This is a genomic window from Sorangium sp. So ce385, assembly GCF_051474135.1.
In the GTDB taxonomy this organism is placed as follows: domain Bacteria; phylum Myxococcota_A; class Polyangia; order Polyangiales; family Polyangiaceae; genus Sorangium; species Sorangium cellulosum_D.
The window spans coordinates 8,394,693-8,413,167 of sequence record NZ_CP150337.1; the positions used below are offsets into that span (position 1 = coordinate 8,394,693).

15 protein-coding genes are annotated in these 18,475 nt (G+C 73.8%); 6 read left to right on the forward strand and 9 right to left on the reverse strand.

The annotated features are described in order from the left end of the window. Positions 1 to 116: 116 nt before the first annotated feature. Positions 117 to 2,324: a TOMM precursor leader peptide-binding protein gene (locus tag WME83_RS30495; protein WP_437313221.1), complete on the forward strand. Its 2,208-nt coding sequence runs from the start codon at positions 117 to 119 to the stop codon at positions 2,322 to 2,324. Positions 2,325 to 2,339: 15 nt separating this feature from the next. On the opposite strand, the gene WME83_RS30500 is transcribed toward WME83_RS30495, so the two are convergent. Further along, the gene (locus WME83_RS30500) at positions 2,340 to 2,747 is read right to left on the reverse strand and encodes a hypothetical protein (RefSeq protein ID WP_437313222.1); all 408 of its coding nucleotides are present in this window, start codon (positions 2,745 to 2,747) and stop codon (positions 2,340 to 2,342) included. A 140-nt stretch (positions 2,748 to 2,887) separates the two neighbouring features. Between WME83_RS30500 and WME83_RS30505 the strand changes: the two genes are divergently transcribed. Both WME83_RS30505 and WME83_RS30510 read left to right on the forward strand, forming a co-directional pair. Then, positions 2,888 to 4,366, forward strand: coding sequence for a SagB family peptide dehydrogenase (locus WME83_RS30505; protein ID WP_437313223.1), 1,479 nt, complete (start codon positions 2,888 to 2,890; stop codon positions 4,364 to 4,366). 170 nt (positions 4,367 to 4,536) lie between these two features. Next, positions 4,537 to 4,965: a YciI family protein gene (locus WME83_RS30510; RefSeq protein WP_437313224.1), complete on the forward strand. Its 429-nt coding sequence runs from the start codon at positions 4,537 to 4,539 to the stop codon at positions 4,963 to 4,965. A 76-nt stretch (positions 4,966 to 5,041) separates the two neighbouring features. Here the strand turns inward: WME83_RS30510 and argC are convergent, their stop codons facing one another. From argC to WME83_RS30530, 4 genes are all read right to left on the reverse strand, one after another. Then, complete coding sequence (gene argC / locus WME83_RS30515) at positions 5,042 to 5,992, reverse strand: N-acetyl-gamma-glutamyl-phosphate reductase (RefSeq protein WP_437313225.1); 951 nt, start codon at positions 5,990 to 5,992, stop codon at positions 5,042 to 5,044. A gap of 117 nt (positions 5,993 to 6,109) precedes the next feature. Next, positions 6,110 to 6,373 carry a hypothetical protein gene (locus WME83_RS30520; RefSeq protein WP_437313226.1) on the reverse strand — a complete coding sequence of 88 codons (264 nt, stop codon included), beginning with the start codon at positions 6,371 to 6,373 and terminating at the stop codon, positions 6,110 to 6,112. A 4-nt stretch (positions 6,374 to 6,377) separates the two neighbouring features. Next, positions 6,378 to 6,971, reverse strand: coding sequence for an RNA polymerase sigma factor (locus WME83_RS30525; RefSeq protein ID WP_437313227.1), 594 nt, complete (start codon positions 6,969 to 6,971; stop codon positions 6,378 to 6,380). A gap of 8 nt (positions 6,972 to 6,979) precedes the next feature. Further along, on the reverse strand, positions 6,980 to 7,192 hold the full coding sequence (locus WME83_RS30530) for a YgaP family membrane protein (RefSeq protein WP_437313228.1): 213 nt from the start codon (positions 7,190 to 7,192) through the stop codon (positions 6,980 to 6,982). A gap of 143 nt (positions 7,193 to 7,335) precedes the next feature. Here WME83_RS30530 and WME83_RS30535 point away from each other — a divergent pair, with 143 nt between their 5' ends. Both WME83_RS30535 and WME83_RS30540 read left to right on the forward strand, forming a co-directional pair. After that, positions 7,336 to 8,499, forward strand: coding sequence for a M20 metallopeptidase family protein (locus WME83_RS30535; protein ID WP_437313229.1), 1,164 nt, complete (start codon positions 7,336 to 7,338; stop codon positions 8,497 to 8,499). Positions 8,500 to 8,827: 328 nt separating this feature from the next. Beyond that, the gene (locus WME83_RS30540) at positions 8,828 to 10,096 is read left to right on the forward strand and encodes a dicarboxylate/amino acid:cation symporter (RefSeq protein WP_437313230.1); all 1,269 of its coding nucleotides are present in this window, start codon (positions 8,828 to 8,830) and stop codon (positions 10,094 to 10,096) included. A gap of 81 nt (positions 10,097 to 10,177) precedes the next feature. Here WME83_RS30540 and WME83_RS30545 read toward each other — a convergent pair whose 3' ends face one another. Beyond that, positions 10,178 to 10,417: a hypothetical protein gene (locus WME83_RS30545; protein ID WP_437313231.1), complete on the reverse strand. Its 240-nt coding sequence runs from the start codon at positions 10,415 to 10,417 to the stop codon at positions 10,178 to 10,180. Positions 10,418 to 10,482: 65 nt separating this feature from the next. Next, the gene (locus WME83_RS30550) at positions 10,483 to 10,884 is read right to left on the reverse strand and encodes a group II truncated hemoglobin (RefSeq protein ID WP_437313232.1); all 402 of its coding nucleotides are present in this window, start codon (positions 10,882 to 10,884) and stop codon (positions 10,483 to 10,485) included. A 318-nt stretch (positions 10,885 to 11,202) separates the two neighbouring features. Here WME83_RS30550 and WME83_RS30555 point away from each other — a divergent pair, with 318 nt between their 5' ends. Further along, complete coding sequence (locus tag WME83_RS30555; protein ID WP_437313233.1) at positions 11,203 to 16,839, forward strand: nSTAND1 domain-containing NTPase; 5,637 nt, start codon at positions 11,203 to 11,205, stop codon at positions 16,837 to 16,839. A gap of 21 nt (positions 16,840 to 16,860) precedes the next feature. On the opposite strand, the gene WME83_RS30560 is transcribed toward WME83_RS30555, so the two are convergent. Then, positions 16,861 to 17,562, reverse strand: a complete 702-nt coding sequence (locus WME83_RS30560) for a hypothetical protein (RefSeq protein ID WP_437313234.1) — start codon at positions 17,560 to 17,562, stop codon at positions 16,861 to 16,863. 11 nt (positions 17,563 to 17,573) lie between these two features. Then, on the reverse strand, positions 17,574 to 18,329 hold the full coding sequence (locus WME83_RS30565; RefSeq protein WP_437313235.1) for a hypothetical protein: 756 nt from the start codon (positions 18,327 to 18,329) through the stop codon (positions 17,574 to 17,576). Positions 18,330 to 18,475: the final 146 nt, after the last annotated feature.

Sequence of the window (18,475 nt, forward strand, 5' to 3'; positions counted from 1 at the left end):
GAACCGGCTTGCGTCGGCGGTCCAGGCGGGCTTCCCTCGGACGCGGCCCGAGCGCGCGGTCCAGGTCACGCCGCGTTACTCCACGTCATTCCACGCCGCGCGCGGGCGGTGAGTCGATGCATCGCGTCCTGCAATTCAAACCCCATCTGCGCCCCGAGCGCGCCGGCGACGATCTCGTCGTGTTGCTCGGCGAGCGCGAGCAGTTCCTGTTGAAGGGCCGTGTCTACGCCCTCCTCGCGCCGCTGATCGACGGCGTCCGCACCAGGCGCGAGCTGATCGCGGCGCTCGCGGCCCAGGCCCCGCCGACCGACGTCCACTATGCCCTGACCCGGCTCGAAGAGCGCGGCTACCTCGTCGAGGCGGCGCCCGGCGTCGCGCCGGAGATCGCGGCCCTCTGGCACGCAGCGGGCCTCGACGCGGCGCAGGCCGCGGCGCAGCTCCGATCGACGCCCGTCGCGGTGCGGGCGCTCGGCGCGGAAGACCCGACCGAGCTCGCGCAGGCCCTCACCGAGGCGGGCATCGTCGTGACCGACGCCGGCGCCGAGGCCGCGCTCCACGTCGTGGCCGCGGGCGATTACCTGGATCCGGCGCTCGACGCCTGGTGCCGTGAGGCGCGGGCTCGACGGCAGCGCTGGGCGCTCGTCAAGCCTGCCGGCGCCGTGCCGTGGGTGGGGCCGATCTTCCGGCCGGACGGCGGGGCGTGCTGGGCCTGCCTCGCGCACCGCCTCCGGGGAAACCGCCCTGCAGAGGCGTTCGTCCAGCGGCGCGCCGGGGTCGCGCGCCCCTTGACCCCGCCCCGCGCGGCGTCGCCCGCCAGCGTGGGGTTGGCCCTTCGCTTCGCGGCGCTCACGCTCGCGCGGTGGATCGCGGAGGGCCAGCGAGGGCCGATCGACGCGCATCTCCTCACGTTGCCGCTCGCCGGCCAGCCCGCGGCGCACGCCGTCACGCGGCGGCCCCAGTGCCCGGTGTGCGGAGACCCCGAGCTCTTGCGCCGCCGCGCGAGCGAGCCGCCCTCGCTCTCGCCCCGCCCCAAGCGCTTCACCGATGACGGTGGGCACCGCACGCGCACGCCCGACGAGACGCTCTCGCTGCTCGCGCCGCAGATCAGCCCCATCACCGGCGTCCTGAGCGCCTCGGGGCCGGTCGAGGGGATCGATCACCCCCTCCGGCCGGTGTACGGCGCCGCCTTCCCCGCGTGCCCGGCGGACGGCGCGCCCTCCGCGGACGGCTTCGAGCGGCGCGCCAACGGCAAGGGCCGCACGCGCGCCCAGGCCCACGCCAGCGCGCTGTGCGAGGCCGTCGAGCGCTACAGCGCGGTCTTCCAGGGCGACGAGCCGCTCCGCCGCGCGCGCCTCGCCGACCTCGGTGACGAGGGCCTGCACCCCGCCTCCCTGCTCAACTTCAGCGAGGCGCAGCTCCGCGCGCGGGACGCCCTCAACGCGCGGATCAAGGATCCCGCCTACCATATCCCGCTCCCCTTCGACGAGCGCCTCTCCATCGACTGGACGCCTGCCTGGTCGCTGACGAGCGGGCGGCGCCGCTACCTGCCTGTCGCGTACTGCTATGTCGACCCGCCGACGCCCGACGAGAAGAGGTTCTTCTCCTTCAACAGCAACGGGCACTCCGCCGGCAACTGCCTCGAAGAGGCGATCCTGCAAGGCTTCCTGGAGCTCGTGGAGCGCGACGCCTTCGCGATCTACTGGTACAACCGCGTGAGGCGCCCCGCGGCGGCGCTCGACGGGTTCGGCGAGCCCTATTTCGGTGTCCTCGAGGAGCATTACCGCTCCATGGGATGGAGCCTGTGGGTGCTGGACATCACCCACGATCTCCAGATCCCCACGTTCGTCGCGATCGCCCGCAGCGCGGAGAGCGGCCGGCATTGCGTCGGGTTCGGCTGCCACCTCGAGGCCCGCCTCGGCGTCCAGAGGGCGCTGACCGAGCTGAATCAGCTCTTCGATCCGAGCGGTGAGGCGCCCCTCCCCTGGGACGCGGCGGAGCTCGACGACGCCTCGTTCCTGGTCCCGGACGACCGAGCGCCCGCGCGGCGCGCGCGCGATTTCCCGGAGTCGAGCCGCGACGACGTGCGGGACGACGTGATCGCCTGCGTGGAGCTCGCCCGGCGCGCCGGCCTCGAGACCCTGGTGCTCGATCAGACCCGGCCCGACACCGGGCTGTGCGCGGTGAAGGTGGTGGTGCCCGGGCTACGCCATTACCGGCCGCAGCTCGCCCCGGGGCGCCTGTACGACGTCCCCGTGCGGCTCGGCTGGCGCGAGCGGCCGCTGGCGGAGCCCGAGCTCAACCCGGCCCGCCTGTTCCCGTCGTGAGCGCGCCCGCGTCGCTCAGCCGCAACCGCAGAAGCACCGCTGCGTCGCGAGCCCGGAGTGCTTGCCGAGCGCGATGAGCCCCTCGGCGAGGTCCGCCGGCGGCGGGAAGAGGCCGATCGTCATCTCCTGCCGCCCCGGGCTCGCGCCGCGCTCGAACACGCCGGGCTCGAAATTCGAGGGGGGCATCCGCTCCGCGTCGTCCGCGCTCGCGACCTCGACGACCCTGAGCTCCAGCGCGTCGGGCAGCGTATAGCCGATCTCGCGCAGCGCGCGCCGCGGGTCGTCGAGGAGCCGCGCCTTGTAGCCGTCGTCGGTCCAGGCCTTTTGCACGGCCTTGAGCCAGCTGGCGAGCCACTCGTCGAGGCCGCTCTCGGCCTGGGTGTTCGGTTTGCTGTCCTCGAGCGTGCGCGTGTCCGTGTGCATGACCTCGTCCTCGTTGCACGCCAGTGTACATGCCCTCCCGATCGCCGGGAAGCCGGCGCCGGCGCCGCATTCGAGCTCGCTTCCCGACGTCGCGGCGGGGAGATATCGTCGATCATGGATCGCTGTCGACGGGGTGTGTCTTGACCCCACGGGTGGACGCCTGGCAGCAAGGTCTCGTCCTCTGCTTCCGGCGAGGCGTCCGCTGGACGACCGAGGGAGAGGGCGGGCCCTGGCTGTCGGCCCCGCCCCTGCCGCCGGTGGCCCTCGGCGGCCTCTCGCCCGCGGTGCTGGAGGCGCTCGCGCGCCTCGTCGATCAGGGCGCGACCGGCGAGGAGCTCGCGGCCGGCGCCGTCCGCGCGGGCGGGTCATGGCACCTCGGGGCCATCGTGCTGCGCCACCTCGACCGATTGCGCGAGCTCGGGCTGCTCGCGTACGGAGCGCGGGCCGGCGGCCGCCTCCTGGCCACGCTTCACCCGATCTCGCCGTGGTTCGAGCTGCGCCCCGCCGACCCGGGCGCCGGGCGGCGCGTCGTGCTGTCCCGCTTCGCGTACCAGCGCCGGGTCGGCCACGAGATGGTGCTCGAGTCGCCGCGCTGCCACGCCCTGTTGCGGCTCGATGACCCGCGCGCGGCCGCGATGTGCGTGACGCTGGCGCGCCCGTCGACCTCGGACGCGCTCGCCGCCGCGCACGCGCTGCCGCGGGAGGCGGCGGAGACGTTCGTCGGGCTGCTCGCGGCGGCAGGCCTGGCGCTCTCGGCCGACGAAGCCGGCCAGACCGAGGAGGATCTGGCGCCGCAGCTCGCCCCGTGGGCCTTTCATGACCTCCTGTTCCACGCGCGGAGCCGGCCCGGACGGCACGCCGAGCCCCTCGGCAGGTCTTCGCGATTCCGGGAGCGCATCCCGGCGCCGCCGGCGCTGCGCCCGACCGGCGCGGACGGTCAGCCCATTCCGCTGTACCGTCCGGATCTCGACGCCTTGATCGCCGACGATCTCCCGTTCTCGGCCGTCCTGGAGCGGCGGCGGAGCCTGCGCGCCCACGGCGCGGAGCCCATCGGCGTCGAGGCGCTGGGGGAGCTGCTCTATCGCGCGTCGCGGGTGCGCGCGCGCCTGCCGCCCGCGCCAGGGCAGCCCGACGAGGTGACGAGCCGGCCGTATCCGTCGGCGGGCGCATGTTACGAGCTCGAGATCTACCTGGCGGTGAACCGCTGCCGGGGGCTCGCCTCGGGGCTCTACCATTACGACCCCGAGGGGCACCGCCTCTTTCTACGGCAGGGCCGCACGCCGGACGTGGAGGCGCTCCTGGTGGAGGCCGCGGAGGCGACCGGCAGCGCATCGTCCTCGGCGCCCCAGGTGCTCGTCTGCGTGACGAGCCGGTTCCAGCGCGTGTCGTGGTGCTACGAGGGCGTCGCCTATGCGCTCACGCTGAAGAACGTTGGCGTCCTCTTCCAGACGTTCCACCTCGTGGCGACCGCGATGGGGCTCGCCTGCTGCGCGGTGGGAGCCGGCAACTCGGACGTCTTCGCCCGGGCGAGCGGGAACGACTACGACGCGGAGACGACGGTCGGCGAGCTGCTCCTCGGGACGTGCGGTGATGACGGAGGCGCCGAGCCAGGGCGCTGAGGACCGGACGGACGGGTGAGGGCGGCGCGGGCGCCGCCGCCTCGGGCCGACGCAGAAAAAAATCGCCGGCCGTGTCGATCTCGCGTCCCCTCGTTCGTCGTGTCGACAGGGCGCGGGCTCACACCGGTCGAGACGGTGCCGCGCCCGGCCCGGAGAAGGGAGACACGACGATGCGATTCATGATGCTGATGATCCCGAAGGGGTACGAGAGCGCGGCGCCGGGCACGATGCCGGACGCCAGGGCGGTCGCTGCGATGATGAAGTACAACGAATCCTTGCAGAAGGCGGGCGTGCTGCTCGCGCTCGACGGCCTCCACCCGCCCTCGATGGGCGCGCGCATCTCGTTCCCCGGGGGGAAGCCCCAGGTGGTCGACGGGCCTTTTGCCGAGGCGAAGGAGGTGCTCGGCGGCTACTGGATCATCCAGGTGAAGTCGAGGGAAGAGGCGATCGCGTGGGCCTCGCGCTGCCCCGGCTCGGAAGACGCGATCATCGAGGTTCGCCAGGTCCAGGAGCTCGCGGACTTCCCCCCCGACGTCCTGGAGGCCGTGGCCGGGCTCCCCGAGATGCTGGCGCAGCCGGCGCAGCGCATGGGGGCGTGACGCGTCGACCGCAGCGCGCCGGCGGGCGCAGGGCGCTCGCCGGCCGGCGCAGCGGCGTCCGGCGCCCGCGGCAGGCTCAGCCGAGGCCGGTGTCCTCCGGCGTGCCCAGCATCAGATTCAGGTTCTGCACCGCCGCGCCGGAGGCGCCTTTGCCGAGGTTGTCGAGGCGCGCGACGACCAGGATCTGATCGGGCTTGCCGAACACGAAGACGTCGAGTCGGTTCGTGTCGTTGCACTCGAGGGCGCCCAGGTAGCCGTCGTCCAGCGCGCCCTGGCCGCCGAGCGGCATCACCCGGATGAACGGCTCGCCGGCATAGTACGACGCGTAGAGCTCGTGCACCGACGCGGGCGTCGCCGGTCGGCTCAGGGCGTCCACGAAGAGCGGCACCGAGACGAGCATGCCCTTGTAGAAATCGCCGACGACCGGCTGGAAGAGCGGCGCCCGCTCGAGCCCGGCGACGGCGCGCATCTCCGGCAGGTGCTTGTGCTGCAGGGTGAGCCCGTACGGGCGCGCGCTGCGGAGCTGCTCGCGGCGGGCCGGGTCGGCCTGCTCGTAGGCCTGGATCATCTTGCGCCCGCCGCCGCTGTAGCCGGTGAGCGAGTGAGCGACCACGCGGGCGTCCCTGGGCAGGAGCCCCTGGTCGACCAGCGGGACCACGAGCGCGAGGAACCCGGTCGCGTGGCACCCGGGGACGGCGACGCGCCGCGCGCGCCGGACGGCCTCGCGTTGCCCGGAGCGGAGCTCCGGGAAGCCGTACACCCAGCCGTCGGCGGTGCGGTGCGCGGTGCTCGGATCGATGACGCGCGTGCTCGGGTTCTCGATCATCCCGATGGACTCGCGGGCGGCGTCGTCGGGCAGGCACGTGATGAGCAGGTCGGCCTCGTTGATCATCGCGCGGCGCGCCGCCGGGTCCTTGCGCCGCTCCGGATCGATCTCGAGCAGCTGGAGGTCGCGGCGGCCCTGCAGCCGCTCGCGGATCTGGAGCCCCGTCGTTCCTTCCTGACCGTCGATGAACACCCGATGCATGGTGGGCGCTTCCATACGCCGAGCGCGCCCCCGGGACCAGCGCTTCGCGCGCCCGTGGGGCAGCCGGATCGGCGCCCGGCGCGGGTGCGGGCCGAGCTCCGGAGGCAACACGAAAGCTCACCCGCGCCCCGCCGGCCCTCCAGCGCACCCGCCGTCGTCGCACACCCCGTCGGGGCGCTCCCCGCGCGCCCTGGCGACGACCGCCTGGATCAGCCCCACCGTCCAGCACATCGGGCACCCGCGCAGCGCCACGAGCGCGACGGGCAGCAGCGCGATCGACGCCCAGAGGAGATCCCGCGCGAGGAGCGCCGAGGCCGCGAGGGTCCCGAGGCCGATCACCCCGCGCGCGGCGTGCGCCGCGAGGCTCTTGCTCGCGAACATGCCCCTACCCTCCTCCGTTGCGCGCGGGAGGCGCGGGAGGCGCGCCCTCCCGCCGGAGGACCTCCGCCCGCACGAGCTGCCGCGCCCGGTGGAGCCGGCTCTTCATGGCCGCCTCGCCGAGCCCGAGCATCCGGCACACCTCCTCGCCGGTCAGGCCCTCGACGTCGCGCAGCACGAGCACCTCGCGGTAAGGCCGCTCCAGCGCGGCGATCGCCTCGTGCACCGCGCGCACGAGCCGCCAGCGCTCGAAGGCGGCCTGCGGGTCGAGCTCGCCCGAGGGCGCCGCGTCGGCGTCGTCCACCCGCTCGCCGAGCCGCGCGCGCTCCCGCGCGAACGGGCGCAGCATGCGCAGGCACGCGTTCCGGACCACCGTCATGAGCCACGAGAGGACGCCCGGGTCCCGCGCCACCTCCGGGCGGCGCGCGAGCTTCGCGAACGCCTCCTGGACGGCGTCGTCCGCGTCGAAGGCGTCGCGGCACACGCGCAGGCCGAAGCGGTACACGCGGTCGTGGTAGGCGCGCACGAGCAGCTCCAGCGCGCCGTCGTCGCCGCGCGCCGCCGCCGTGAGGACCGTATCGTGTGACGTCGACGGGTCCATCGAGCGCCTCAGCCCGGCCGGAGCGGGCAGGTGGACCTGCCGAGCAGAGCGTACCCGAGGCACGCGCCCGACAGCGCCGTGAACAGCAGGTACACGCCGGTCAGACCGAGCGCGCCGAGGCGCGCCGCGAGCGGCAGCGGCGCCGCCCAGGCGCACGCCAGCAGGGCCAGCGCCGAAAGACCACGGAACAGGCGATCCATCTTTCCCACATTGCGTCTCATGCGCTCCTCCTTCTTTCGCCCGGAGAAGCCTGGGCGCGGGGCGAAGGATTCAGGAAATCGTCACCTGCGCGAGGCTCGCTTCGCGCGCCCGTGGGGCAGCGGTCGCCGGCGCGGCGCGTCGAGGCGGGTGGTACCATCGCGGCATGGCCGATGACCTGAGCAGGGACATGCAGCTCCTCGATCGCGATCTCGTCGCCGTGCGGCGCGATCTGCACCGGCACCCCGAGCTCGGCTACGCCGAGGTGCGCACGTCGCAGATCGTCGCCGAGCGCCTGCGCGAGCTCGGCCTGTCGGTGCGCACCGGCGTGGCCGGGACGGGCGTCATCGCCGACCTCGAGGGCGAGCGCGCCGGCGGCACCCTCCTGTTGCGCGCCGACATGGATGCGCTGCCGGTCGAGGAGCAGTCGGGGCACGACTTCCGGTCCGAGACGAGGGGCGTGATGCACGCGTGCGGCCACGACGCCCACGTGAGCGCGCTCCTCGGCGCGGCCACGCTGCTCGCGGCGCGCCGGGACCGCATCGCCGGCAGGGTCCGCTTCCTCTTCCAGCCCGCGGAGGAGCTCGCGGGCGGCGCGCTGCAGATGATCGAGGCGGGGGCGCTCGACGGCGTCGATCAGGCGCTCGGCGCGCACGTGATCTCGCCCCTGCCGTTCGGGGTGGTGGCGACGCGGCCCGGGCCGTTCTTCGCGGGGATCGACACGTTCGAGATCGCCGTGGTCGGGAAGGCGGGCCACGGCGGGCTGCCGCACCTGTCGGTCGATCCGATCTACACGGCGGCGCAGGTCGTGACCGCGCTGCAGTCGATCGTGTCGCGCGAGACGAAGCCGGGCGAGCCGCTCGTCGTGAGCATCTCGGCCATCTCCGGCGGGAACGCGGCCAACGTCGTCGTGGAGCGCGTGGCGCTCCAGGGCACGGTGCGCTGGTTCTCGCAGGAGAGCCGGGAGCACGCGCTCGACCGCATCCAGGGGATCGCCTCGGGGGTGTGCTCGGCGCTGCGGGCCTCGTGCGAGTTCAGGGTGCTGTCGAGCTCGCCGGTGACGGCCAACGCCGTGGGGCCCGTGGATCTGGTCGCGGCGGCGGCGCGGGCGACGCAGCGCGCGGAGGTCATGGATCCCGGGCCGCTCACGGTCAGCGAGGATTTCTCGGAGTTCACGAGCCGCGTTCCTGGATGCCTCTTCACGGTGGGCGCGGGCGGGCCGACCGCGGCGCCGCACCACCACCACGCGTTCGACCTCGATGAGCGCGCGATCGGGCTCATCGCGGAAATTTTTACCAGGGCGGCACTCTCCGCGCTCAGGCCGGAGTGACGCAGCCGGCGGGGCCGCCCGGCGGGGCCGCCCGCCCGGCTCAACCTGGGTGAGGCCCGGCCCCCCTCGGCTCAACCTGGGTGAGGCTCGGCCCGCTCGGCTCAACCTGGGTGAGGCCCGGCCCCCTCGGCTCAACCTGGGTGAGGCTCGGCCCGCTCGGCTTAACCTGGGTGAGGCCCGGCCCCCCTCGGCTCAACCTGGGTGAGCCCGCCCGCTCCGGCTCAACCCGGGTGCGGCGGCGGCGGGCAGCCTCGGCGCAACCTGGGTGCGCCCCGGCGGCGGCCAGCGGCGACGCCCGCGCGCTCCCCGCGCCATGCTGGCCGCCGCGATGACGAGAACGCTGCGGACCCTCCTCACGTCCCACCGCTTCACCCTCCTCCTGCTCGCCTCGATCGCCGCCGGCGCCGGCCTCGGCCTCGCCCTCGGCGAGCGCACGGCGGTGCTCAAGCCGCTCGGCGACCTCTTCCTCAACCTCCTGTTCACCCTCGTCGTGCCGCTGATCTTCTTCTCCATCTCCTCCGCGGTGGCGGGCATGAGCAGCCTGCGGCGCCTCGGGCGCATCGTGACCGCGATGCTCGGCGTCTTCGTCGCGACCGGCCTGGTCGCGTCGGCGCTGATGCTCGCCGCGGTCGCGCTCTACCCGCCCGCCGAGGGCCTGCAGGTGACGCTGCCCGGCAAGCCGGAGGTCGCGCCGGTCAGCCTGGGCGACCAGCTGGTGGGCACCGTCAGCGTCCCCGACTTCGGCGACCTGCTCTCCCGCAGGAACGTGCTGCCGCTCATCGTGATGGCCTTCCTGGTCGGCCTCGGGACCACGGCCGCCGGCGAGCGCGGCCAGCCGGTCGCGCGCCTGCTCGCCTCGGCCAACGAGGTGATGCTCAAGCTCGTCGACTTCGTGATGTACTACGCGCCGATCGGCCTCGGCGCCTACTTCGCGCACCTCGTCGGCGCCTTCGGCCCGACGCTGCTCCAGTCGTACGTCCGCGCCGTCGGGCTCTTCTACCCGCTCGCCGCCGCGTACTTCTTCCTCGCCTTCACGCTGTACGCGTGGCTCGCCGGCCGCGGCCGCGGGGCGAGGGCGTTCTGGAAGAACATCCCCGCGCCGGCGCTCACCGCGCTCGCGACCTCGAGCAGCATGGCGACCATCCCCTCGAACCTCGAGGCGGCGCGGCGCTCCAGGGTGCCCGACGACATCGCGGAGGTGGTCATCCCGATCGGCGCGACCATCCACATGGAGGGCTCGTGCCTCTCGGCGGTGCTCAAGACGGCGCTGCTGTTCGGCGTCTTCGGCCGCGAGCTCGGCGGAGCCGACACATACCTGGCCGTGCTGGGGGTCGCGCTCCTGAGCGGCACCGTGATGAGCGGCGTCCCCGGCGGGGGATTCATCGGAGAGCTGGTGATCGTCTCGCTCTTCGGGTTTCCGATGGAGGCGCTGCCCATCATCTCCACCGTCGGCGCGCTCGTCGATCCGCCGGCCACGCTGGTCAACGCGGTCGGCGACAACGTGAGCAGCATGATGGTGGCCCGCCTCCTCGACGGCCCGGCGTGGCACGAGCGGCAGGCGGACGCCGCGCCGCCCGCGACCCCCGCGGGCGCCTGACCCGGTGCGCTCCGGAGAGGCGCCGTTCACGCCCGTGGATCCAGGGCGCTCTCGCGCGCGGCGCCCGAGGACCGGCGCCCTTCACCAGCCGGATTCGTCGTCCTCGCCCAGCGCGCCGCCGATCAGCCCGGCCGCGCCGCCCACGGCCGCGCCGCCGCCGCCTCCCAGCAGACCTCCGACGAGCGCGCCCTCGGCAGCCCCACCGACGAGATCGCCCTCCGTCGACTCCTTCGCTTCCCTCTCGGCAACCGGGGCTGGCTTCTCCTGCCGGGTTGCGGTCGTCGCGGTCTTCGCTGGCTGGCTCTTCTTCTGCGTCTTCATGGTGAGCCTGAGTGCAAGCTCCGCACCAGCGGCGGCGGGCGCTCACCGGACATGGAAGGAACGGCTCAGCCCGGTCGGTTGCGCATGAAGTCCGCCACCTCGCCGAAGCGCTGGTCGAGGAAGGCGTGGAGCGGCGCGGGCACGCCGAGCTCGGTCATCGCCGCGCGCATGCAGCGCAGCCACGCGTCGCGCATCGCCACATCGACCGGGACGCGGGCGTGGCGCATTCGCAGCCGCGGGTGGCCGTGCGCCGCGATGTAGTCCTGCGGCCCGCCCAGCCAGCCGATCAGGAAGAGCGCGAACCGATCGCGGCTCTCCCGCGCGACCTGGCCGCGCTCGTCGCACACGTGGAGGCGCGCGAGCGCCGGCTCGTCGCGGCCCATGAGGTCGTAGAAGCGCTCGACCAGCCGGCGCACCGCCGGCTCGCCGCCCAGCAGAGCGAAAGGGGTGTCGGACGCATCGACCATTCGCACGCCGTCTAGCGATCCGCCGCGGTGCCGTCAACGTGGGCCGGGCCGTCCGCTCCGGCGTGGGTCGGGTCGTCCGCCCGGCTCCGCGCTCGACGCGCTGGCGGCGCCCCGGCGCCGGACGACGCGCGGTGGCCACTTTATGAAATGGTGGGCAGCGACATCGGCTGCCCGAGCATCGGACCGGCCACCTCGTCGAGCTCTTCCGGCGCACGCGCCGAACGGGCTCGACGGCCGCAGTCGTCGCGATGCTCTCGTGGCGTGGGGCCTTCCGCCCGAGGCCGCCGCGGGGAGGCGGCTGCCACCGGAGGGGTTGGGATGAACCGGGAGATTCTCGCTCCAGGGATGGTGTTCCAGAGCCGCTACGAGCTCCTCTCCGTGCTCCGGGAGAGCAGCCTCGGCATCGTCTACCAGGGTCGACGGATCGGGACCGGGCAGCCGATCGCCCTCAGGCTCATGCGCCTCGGCTGCGACGGCGACCCCGCGGATCCAGAAGACCTCGCGCGCTCCCTGCAAGAGATGCATCGCTGCGCGCGGCTCCACCATCCCAACATCGCCCAGCCCATCGACTGGGGGCAGGCCGACGAGCGGCACGTCTTCACGGTCAGCGAGCTCGTGCCCGGCCAGTGCCTGGCCGAGCTGCTGTCGCAGCAGGGCGCGCTCGATCCGCAGGAGGCGCGGCACCTGATGCGGCAGGTCCTCGACGCGCTGGCCTGCGCGCACCGGCAGGGCATCGTCCACGGGGCGCTGCGGCCGACGCACGTGATGATCGCCCCCTCGGCGGCGCGTCGGGACGCACGCGTGCTCGATTTCGGCGTCGCCGCGGTCGCCGCGAGCCTGCGGAGCGGCCGGGGCGAAGCGCCCGCCTCGGGGACCGAGCCCCTGGGCTCGCTGGCGTATGCAGCCCCCGAGCAGATCTGGGGGCCCGCGCCGACGGCGCGCTCGGATCTGTACGCCTGGGCGCTCATGTTCCTCGAGTGCCTCACGGGCAGGCGCGCGGACCGGGGCAGCTCTCCGGACGGGGATGATGTCCAGCAGGCGCGCCGCGGGCCGGTCCGGATCCCTCCCGCGCTCCTCGGGCACCCGGTCGGCGCGCTCGTGCGGCGGGCGACGAGCGAGGAGGCCGACGAGCGGCTCGTCACGGCCGAGGGCCTCCTGCGCGAGCTCGACGCCTGCGAGCCGGGCGGGCTCCGCCGCGCAGCCCTCGTCGACCTCGGCGCGCCCGGCGGCGCGGAGAGCGCGCCCGGCGGCGCGGAGAGCGCGCCCGGCGGCGCGGAGAGCGCGCCCGGCGGCGCGGAGACGGCGGAGAGCCCGGCCTCGGGGCCTCCGACGCGGCCTGCGGCGGGCGCGCGGCCCGAGGAGGTGGAGACGCCGGAGATGTCAGGCGCCACGCCGCCCCCGGAGGAGGCTCCGACGACGCCGGCGGACGCCCTCACGGCCTACGCGCCCCCGAAGGTCGGCGACACCATCAAGCACTACGAGATCATCCGCAAACTGGGCCAGGGCGGCATGGGGGTCGTGTTCCTCGCCCGCGACACGAGGCTCGGCCGCCTGGTCGCCATCAAGCTGCTCCGCGAGCACAACCGGCGGGGCATCGGGCGCTTTCTCGCCGAGGCGCGGGCCACGGCGCGCTGCAGGCACGAGAACATCGTGGTCATCCACGAGGTGGACGAGATCCACGGGCACCCCTACCTCGTGCTCGAGTACGTCAAGGGCCGCACGCTGCGCGAGTGGATGTCGCAGCGCGAGCACCCGAGCGGGTCCGGATCGCCCATCGCGCACACGCCGCCCGGCCCGCTGTCGCCCAGCCTGGCCGTCGAGATCATGATCCCGGTGGTCCGCGCGCTGGCCTGCGCGCACGAGCTCGGGATCGTGCACCGCGACCTCAAGCCGGAGAACATCCTCCTGGAGGACACCGGCTCCATCAAGGTGCTCGATTTCGGCATCGCCAAGCAGATCGAGGCCGAGCGGATCTCGATGTTCACGGGCGTGCGCATGGTGCTCGCCGGAGGGCCTCGGCCGAGCGCGCAAAGCACGATCCTGGGCACGCCCCGGTACATGTCCCCCGAGCAGCTGCGGGGCGGGGACATCGACGCCCGCTCCGACCTCTGGGCCGTGGGCATCATCCTCCACGAGCTGGTCACCGGGGCGCACCCGCTCGACCCGTTCTCGGCGGCGCGGCTCGTGGAGATCGTGAACCTCGAGCTGCCGATGCCCGCCGCCGGCGAGCGGCGCCCGGACGTCGGCCCGCTCGGCGCCCTCATCGACCGCTGCCTGAAGAAGCGCGCGGACGAGCGCATCGGCTCGGCCAAGGAGCTCCTCACCGAGCTCGAGGACCTCCTGCCCGGCCGAACGGCGCTCTCGCTGAGCGAGGACGAGAGCCCGTTCGCCGGCCTCGCCGCGTTCCAGGAGGCGGACGCCCCGCGCTTCTTCGGCCGCGAGCGCGAGATCGCCGCCCTGCTGACGCGGCTCCGCAACCAGCAGCTCGTCGCCGTCGCCGGGCCCTCGGGGGCGGGCAAATCGTCGTTCGTGCGCGCGGGCGTGATCCCGGCGCTGAAGCGCCTGGGGGATCGCTGGGAGGCGTATATCCTGCGCCCGGGGCACCGCCCGCTGTCCGCGCTCGTCGACGTGCTCGCGCAGGTCGCCGAGGCGGAGCCCGCCAGCGCGACGGGCTCGCCCGATCTCCCCGACCACGACGAGCTCGTCGCCACGCTGCGCGCGCAGCCGGGCAGCCTCGGCGCCCGGCTGCGCGCGCGCTGCCGCCGGGTGGGGAAGCGGCACCGCATCCTGCTCTTCGTCGATCAATTCGAGGAGCTCTACACGCTCGGCGCCGCCGCCGAGGCGCGGGCGGCGTTCATCGCGTGCCTCGCGGGCGTGGCCGACGACGCCTCCTCGCCGCTGCGCGTCCTGCTCGCCATCCGCTCGGACTTCCTCGATCGCGTCGCCGACGACCACCACTTCATGACCGAGGTGACCCGCGGGCTCTCGTTCCTCCCCCCCATGGGTCGCGACGGCGTGCGCGAGGCCCTGACGCGGCCCACCGAGGCGGCCGGCCACCGGTTCGAGACCCCGGCCATGGTCGAGCACATGCTGAGCACGCTGGAGAGCACCCGGAGCCCCTTGCCGCTGCTGCAGTTCACGGCGGCGAAGCTGTGGGAGGCGCGCGATCGCGAGCGCCGGATCTTGACGCGGGAGAGCTACGAGCGGCTCGGCGGCGTGGCCGGCGCCCTGTCCGCCCACGCGGACGCGGTGCTCTCGGCGCTGCCGCCCCACGAGCAGCGGCTGGCCCGGGCGGTGCTCCTGCGCCTGGTGACGCCCGAGCGCACGCGCGCCGTCGTGCGCCTGGAGGAGCTCCGCGAGCTCGCGCGGGACGGTCAGGGCGACGGCGCTCAGGCGATCGCGCAGGTGGTCCAGCACCTCGCCGCCGCGCGGCTCCTGCTCATCGAGACCGGGGGCGAGCGCGAGGGCACGACCGTGGAGCTGGTGCACGAATCGTTGATCGAGCGGTGGGCGAAGCTCGGGCAGTGGCTCGCCGAGAGCGAGCAGGACGCGGAGTTCCTGGCCCGGCTCCGCGCCGCGGCCGAGCCCTGGGAGGCGAGCGGGCAGGCCGAGGGGCTGCTCTGGCGCGATCGCGCGGCGAACGACGCCCGAGCGTGGTACGAGCGCCGCCGCGCCGAGCAGGGGGCCGAGTGGCGCGCCGGGCTCGGCCGGCGCGAGGAGCGCTATCTCCTGGCCGTCGTGGCCCATTGCGAGCGGGCGCGCCGCCTGCGCCGGCGGCTCACCACGGGCGTGATCGCCGCGCTCACCGCGTTCGCGCTCACGGTGTCGTACCTGGCGGTCCGCGCCGACGAGCAGGCCGCGCGCGCCGATCGGGAGGCGCTGCGCGCGCGCAACGCCACCCGGGTGGCCGCGGCGCGCGAGCTGCAGGCCGATCCCACGAGCGTGCTCGCGCTCCTGCGCGAGGTCGAGCCGCGCGACGAGCCGCGGGGGTGGGCCGTCCTCGCGCGCTGGGCGCTGTACAGCAGGCTCTCGCGCGCGGTGCTCGTCCACCCGGACGGGGTGCTGGACGCGGACTATAGCCCTGACGGCAGGCGCATCGTCACCGCGTCGGCCGACAGGGCCGCGCGGGTGTGGAACGCCGACGGCACTGGCGAGCCCATCGTCCTCCGCGGCCACACGGCTCAGGTCGAGTCGGCGGCGTTCAGCCCCGACGGCCGACGCGTCGTCACCGGGGCGCAGGACCGGACCGCGCGGGTGTGGAACGCCGACGGCGCCGGCGAGCCCATCGTCCTCCGCGGCCACGACGATCGGGTCTACGCGGCGGCGTTCAGCCCCGACGCCGCCCGCATCGTCACCGCGTCCGCCGACCGTACGGCGCGGGTGTGGCGCGCCGACGGCGCCGGCGAGCCCATCGTCCTCCGCGGCCACACGGATCAGGTCTACTCGGCGGCGTTCAGCCCCGATGGCGAGCGCATCGTCACCGGGTCGCAGGACCGGACCGCGCGCGTGTGGCGCGCCGACGGCGCCGGCGAGCCCATCGTCCTCCGCGGCCACACCGATCGCATCTACGGGGTGGCGTTCAGCCCCGATGGCAAGCGCATCGTCACCGCGTCCTGGGACAGGACGGTGCGGGTGTGGAACGCCGACGACGCCGGCGAGCCCATCGTCCTCCGCGGCCACACGGATCGCGTCTACGGGGTGGCGTTCAGCCCCGACGGCAAGCGCATCGCCACCGCGTCGCAGGACGAGACGGCGCGGGTGTGGAACGCCGACGGCACGGGGCGTCCGTTCGTCCTCCGCGGTCACGACGATCAGGTCTATTCCGTGGCCTTCAGCCCGGACGGCCATCACCTCGTCACCGCGTCGCACGACAAGACCGCGCGGGTGTGGAGCGCCGACGACACCGGCGAGCCGATCGCCCTCCGCGGCCACACCGATCGCATCTACGGGGTGGCGTTCAGCCCCGATGGCCGGCGCGTCGCCTCCGCGTCGCTCGACAGGACGGTGCGGGTGTGGAACGCCGACGGCACCGGCGAGCCGATCGTCCTCCGCGGTCACGACGACGAGGTCAACTCGGTCGCGTTCAGCCCCGACGGCCAGCGCATCGCCAGCGGGTCCGCCGACAAGACGGTGCGGGTGTGGCGCGCCGACGGCGCCGGCGAGCCCCTCGTCCTCCGCGGCCACACGGATCAGGTCTACGCGGCGGTGTTCAGCCCGGATGGCCAGCGCATCGCGAGCGGGTCCTGGGACCGGACCGTGCGGGTGTGGCGCGCCGACGGCGCCGGCGAGCCCCTCGTCCTCCGCGGCCACGAGGATCGGGTCTACGCGGCGGCGTTCAGCCCCGACGGCCAGCGCATCGTCTCCGGGTCGTCGGACAACACCGCCCGGGTGTGGCGCGCCGACGGCGCCGGCAAGCCGACGGTCTTGCGGGGACACGACGGCGGCATCAACGCGGTGGCGTTCGGCCCCGATGGCCGGCGCGTCGCCACCGCGTCCTGGGACCGGACCGCGCGCGTGTGGCGCGCCGATGGCGCCGGCGAGCCGATCGTCCTCCGCGGCCACGAGCACTGGGTGCTCGGGGTGGCGTTCAGCCCCGACGGCGCGCGCATCGCCACCGGATCGCAGGACAACACCGTGCGGGTGTGGCACGCCGACGGCACGGGCGAGCCGCTGGTCCTCCGCGCCTCCGATTCGCCGATCAACGCCGTGGCGTTCAGCCCGGATGGCCAGCGCATCGTGGCCGCGGCGGACGACAGGGTGGTGCGGGTGTGGACCGATCTCGAGGAGCTCCGCAGCGTCGACGATCCGAAGCTGTGGGCAGCGACCACCTACTGCATGCCGGTCGAGCGGCGGATGGAGCTCTTGCGCGTGCCCGAGGCCGCCGCCAGGGCCAGCCGGGAGGCCTGCGTGCGCCACGTCGAGGCGGCGCGCGCGGCCGCCACGAGGCCCAGGTGACGCGAGGCACGCGAGAGCCGTTCACGAGCTCGATCGGAGCGTTCTGACGAGGAAGCTCGGCTCCTCTCCCGCTCCCTTCTCACGAATGAACTTGAGCGCTTTCCCGAGGGGGTTCGCTGTGGCCATCTCTCCTCGAAAGGAGCACCTGTATTTGAGCGGCAACGTCCCCTGGCCTGTGACGTCGTGGAACCATGCGCCTCCGTTCGACGCGCCGACCGCGGCGCCAGCGAGCGCACCGAGCTCCAAGACGGCGGTCCAGAACGCCGTGACGTCCTCCTCCTCTTCGGGGAACCCCGAGCTGGCCATTTCCTGCTCCAGCAGCTCAAGGGCTCCGAGAGGCTCGGACGCGGCCGATCCTTCCACGAGCTCGCGGGCGAGCTCCTGCATCGCGCCGTTGACGCGTCGATCGACCGCGCCCTCGTCGATCGCGGCCTGTGGTAGATCCTGGGCGAGGATCGCAGGGTCATCGCCGACCCAGAGCCGAGCTCCGCACGCCGCGACGGCATCGCGGAGAAACGCGGGCGGCTCGTGCTGGCAATTGTAGAACAGCTCGAGCTCACCATAGGCTCGACGCGGGTTGAGGCACCGGATCAGCGCGATGATGGTCGAGAGGGCTGGGCGCGCCGATATTTCGGCTGCCGTTCGGTGGTCGGTCTGAATCACGCGCTCACGACCGTCCTTCGATTCGAGCTCCACGTCGATGCTATCTAGCGAGATGTACATAGGCTGGGCTCCTACGAGGAGGTTTCCTTCGGCCGGGCCGCGGCGGCCTCGACGGCTCGGAGGTCGCGAGCGCTCCTGCCGACAAGGATCTTGGCGGTCGCCCGCGCGTCGATGACGCCAGGGATGTGCCGCAGCGCTGACGCGACGCGCTCGGAGAAGACATCGAGCTCCTGCGCGGCGAGGCGCACCGCACGCTGCAGGAGCTCTGGGTTGACAACGAGCTCTCTTGGTTGAGCGGGTATGCCGTGTTCGGACTCTTCCCGAAGGTGGAGCATCGGGGCATCATACCAGGCCGTCAGCCACGGGTGGCCGATCCAGAGCGTCTCGGGGGCTTCGGCCGATCGATGGGCGGCTGTCCGCCAATGTTCGAGATCGCCCAAATCACCACAACAGGTCGGTAACAAGAGGACCTCGACGTCGTCGACGAGCGCGAGGCCACCGCTGAGGGCGCCAACCTCGTCGTCAGCTGGAACGCTGTCGCCGAGGTGCGCACGCAGGACCGTGATCAGCGCGTCCTGGGACGTCAGCGCATCGATCGCAACGAACCACGAGCCGGGCACGATGGGGTCCACGCCGACCAGGCCGCCCCCACGAAGGCACGCCCGCCAGTAGCTGTCGCTCTCGGTTGCCGTCCACGGCCCCGAGCTCGGATGGGGCGCCGAACCGAAGCGGCCGGGCTCGAGCTCCACGACGGGCACCAGCCGAAGCGCGTCGGTCGTGACGCGAATCCCAGGCTGCTCCTCGGAGAGGCATCGGGCCATGTCCACCTTCGTTCTCGTCCGCCCGATGGCCGGGCTTCTGCCGCGGGGCGAAGCGCCGCCGGCATCAAGCCATCATCGGATAGAATTCTCGATCCGCTCGACAAGGTCACGAATGAAGTCGAGCGTTGCCAACTTCCAGGTTCGTCGAGCAC

Bases quoted from the DNA above. Each gene is read 5' to 3' on its own strand.
- WME83_RS30495 (WP_437313221.1), top strand. From the start codon at position 117: ATGCATCGCGTCCTGCAATTCAAACCCCATCTGCGCCCCGAGCGCGCC.
- WME83_RS30540 (WP_437313230.1), top strand. From the start codon at position 8,828: ATGACGAGAACGCTGCGGACCCTCCTCACGTCCCACCGCTTCACCCTC.
- WME83_RS30550 (WP_437313232.1), bottom strand. From the start codon at position 10,884: ATGGTCGATGCGTCCGACACCCCTTTCGCTCTGCTGGGCGGCGAGCCG.
- WME83_RS30510 (WP_437313224.1), top strand. From the start codon at position 4,537: ATGCGATTCATGATGCTGATGATCCCGAAGGGGTACGAGAGCGCGGCG.
- WME83_RS30525 (WP_437313227.1), bottom strand. From the start codon at position 6,971: ATGGACCCGTCGACGTCACACGATACGGTCCTCACGGCGGCGGCGCGC.
- WME83_RS30555 (WP_437313233.1), top strand. From the start codon at position 11,203: ATGAACCGGGAGATTCTCGCTCCAGGGATGGTGTTCCAGAGCCGCTAC.
- WME83_RS30500 (WP_437313222.1), bottom strand. From the start codon at position 2,747: ATGCACACGGACACGCGCACGCTCGAGGACAGCAAACCGAACACCCAG.
- WME83_RS30535 (WP_437313229.1), top strand. From the start codon at position 7,336: ATGGCCGATGACCTGAGCAGGGACATGCAGCTCCTCGATCGCGATCTC.
- WME83_RS30520 (WP_437313226.1), bottom strand. From the start codon at position 6,373: ATGTTCGCGAGCAAGAGCCTCGCGGCGCACGCCGCGCGCGGGGTGATC.
- WME83_RS30560 (WP_437313234.1), bottom strand. From the start codon at position 17,562: ATGTACATCTCGCTAGATAGCATCGACGTGGAGCTCGAATCGAAGGAC.
- WME83_RS30530 (WP_437313228.1), bottom strand. From the start codon at position 7,192: ATGAGACGCAATGTGGGAAAGATGGATCGCCTGTTCCGTGGTCTTTCG.
- argC (WP_437313225.1), bottom strand. From the start codon at position 5,992: ATGCATCGGGTGTTCATCGACGGTCAGGAAGGAACGACGGGGCTCCAG.
- WME83_RS30545 (WP_437313231.1), bottom strand. From the start codon at position 10,417: ATGAAGACGCAGAAGAAGAGCCAGCCAGCGAAGACCGCGACGACCGCA.